This is a genomic window from Alteromonas sp. BZK5 (assembly GCF_014349115.1).
GTDB classification, from domain to species: domain Bacteria; phylum Pseudomonadota; class Gammaproteobacteria; order Enterobacterales; family Alteromonadaceae; genus Alteromonas; species Alteromonas macleodii.
Genome location: NZ_JACSOE010000201.1, coordinates 1 through 2,516, shown reverse-complemented (window position 1 = coordinate 2,516; position 2,516 = coordinate 1). Strand labels below are relative to the sequence as shown.

Sequence of the window (2,516 nt, the reverse complement as noted above, 5' to 3'; positions counted from 1 at the left end):
CCATTGAGCTATGGTAGTTGCCAGCTTTACGCGCATCCCTAACCTCTTTGCTAGTGCCATAGCGTGATGAAGTCACTTTCTCATGAAGTTGGTGGCATAAAGCGGAGGAAAATAAAGGACATATCAGGTGATACTCGCTCTCTGAAGCGTTTGACACTGGGAAGTACAATTGCTTCGTTAAACTATTAACAGTTAGCTCTTTGCCACCCAACGCCTCTTTAAATCCCTCAATCCAAGAAGACAGCAATGCTGCATCAGAGGTAAATTCACTAAGTGCGGGCGACGAACCTTGTCGAATTTGTTCTATAAGGCTTTCATATTCAACCTTAAGATTAAGCAGTTTGGCCACATCAAGTGCAGCTGCATTGCCGACCGCATCTATGGCCTTTTCTTTAAGAGAGCTCGTAACCAGATAAGCATCGTCAAAGACAGTTTGTTCGACCACTAATCGACTTGTCGCCTTGGCATCACTGTGCGTAAACTTAGCTGCGTGCGTTGCTAAACTGATTTGTTTTGCTCGTTTAGCGGCGTTGGTTAACCAAACTTCTGGTTCAAAGCTTTTTTCAATAGGCAAAGCCGCTGAACGATACTCGGTGTTGGCTGCAGCGATGGCTACCTCATCCCCTTTATCCAAAACTTTCTGGCGCTTCTTGTCCAAAGGCTCAAGTTTCGTTTTTTTGCGCTGCTCTATGTAGTTTGCAATCGCTTCGGCTAGCGTCATATCCATAATTCCTATTAATCCCCTTGATAAATGCCAAATTGTTCATGCCACGCCCAACATATAGGCCTATCGCTTTTTGACTCTCTTAAGCCTATGACTCCTAATTTCTGGCTGACACTCTCGATTTCGCCATCCATTTTTTCAGCAAAGTAATGAAAGATTTCTTGCGCTGATTTATCAAACCACCAGCAATTTCCCTTGGCGAGCGAGAAGCTTTCCGTAGTGAATCGGTTATTTTGTTTTACGAATGAATAAGGCAAGGATGTCTGGTCTATTTGACCCCAGTTGAGTTCACCTGTATCACTTAACTGCAAAGTAAATTCTTCATGGGGTGCGGACTCTCTAAACGCTGTCTGCTTTATAAACTCTGCACTCCAATCGATAGGGGCTGACTCGTCCCACCAAAGCGAGGCCGGCTTGGGCGAGTTGTAAAACTGCTCATGGTTGATATCCCCCCCTATTACATTAAGCGCGGTTCTTATTGCTCGATGCTCTTGAATCACAAATGACGACACGGAGTTTGCAGCAGACTTGTTATCTGGCAAAGCATCCTTCATGAAGTCACGCTTTGTCATTGTAGGCTCTACCATTCTAGGAATGGCTGAGATATTAGCTATCTCAGTTGAAACCAAGTCAGTGAGCTTCCTAGATGAGAGCGGTAACTCTGGTGTTTCAAAGCCTGGCTTACAGTAAGCAACACGCTCTCCTTTAAGCGCTCTGATGTTTTGATCAAGGACAACAATATTAGGTTTGGCAGGAGCCTGCTTTCGGTGCCTTTGAACACGTCCTGCTAGCTGAATAATCGACCTTAATGAGCTTGGCTCAGCTATTGCCCAGTCGTAATCGTGGTCGCGGCCCACCTCGACAACAGAGGTACCGATGACGACAAAAACATGATTGGTAACCGGCGAGTCGCTAAGTGCCTTTGCAATTTCAGGCTGTGCCCAAAAAGCATTCTCATCATATCGCGTCAAAATGCTATCTAGGCGGCTCTCCTTATATGACCGAAGTGCTAGAGGAAACTGAGAGTGATAAACACAAAAATGAAACTGTGTATTTTCTGGAGGCGACGTCGATAAAATTTTTTTTGCGACTTCTATCATGGGGTTGATATTTGCCATACGAACGACCCCGACTGAAACTCGCTGTCCACTTTCGTTTTTCACATAATGTGCGTTGTGTAACCGGTCTATTTCTTGAGAAATAGTGTTAGCGACCGACTTAAATATAAATTGATCTCGCTCATTACCTTTGTCTCTTCCTAGCGTACCTTCTTCAGTATCAGCAGGTAGAGCTTTAGTAGCAACGATTTGCCCTTTGCGAAGTACGTCTTCATTGTTTGTAAGCGTTTTTAAACGCTTATCCGTAAACCGTTTGCACGCTTGGGTAAAGGTTTGTTGATCATGTATTAGTGAGACTTCACTATGGTTTTCGTCGTACCAAGCACACACCACACCGGTTTCGTTATTATGAGGGAAATGAACTTCATTAAAATGCTGCCGTCCAGCCACGTACGCATCGTAGAGCGCAGCTATCAATCCTGGCGGTAAAGTCGCTGACGAAAGTAAAACCCTTGAACCCAACATTCCTGCCCAATTAACAATCCTACACAGGGCTGGTAAATCTTCTAATCCAAAATCATCAGGCTCATCAAGAACGAGGTCAGAGGTGAGCAAACGCAACATCGGTGCTATTTGGGGTTCTAGGGATTTTCCCCTCTAAAGTAACATAGAACGCTACAGGTATTATATTATATGGTCTGTGGCGGTGGGTTACCTTCCAATATTCTGCCATC

General features: G+C 44.6%; 2 protein-coding genes. Both read right to left on the bottom strand.

Annotated elements, in window-relative coordinates:
* A partial coding sequence (csy1, locus tag BIZ39_RS21230; RefSeq protein ID WP_262385830.1) for a type I-F CRISPR-associated protein Csy1 occupies positions 1–721 on the bottom strand: 721 nt, incomplete at its 3' end.
* A gap of 14 nt (positions 722–735) precedes the next feature.
* Positions 736–2,406 (bottom strand): hypothetical protein, encoded by a 1,671-nt coding sequence (locus BIZ39_RS21225; RefSeq protein ID WP_187448023.1) that lies wholly within the window; start codon positions 2,404–2,406, stop codon positions 736–738.
* Positions 2,407–2,516: the final 110 nt, after the last annotated feature.

Bases quoted from the DNA above. Each gene is read 5' to 3' on its own strand.
- BIZ39_RS21225 (WP_187448023.1), bottom strand. From the start codon at position 2,406: ATGTTGCGTTTGCTCACCTCTGACCTCGTTCTTGATGAGCCTGATGAT.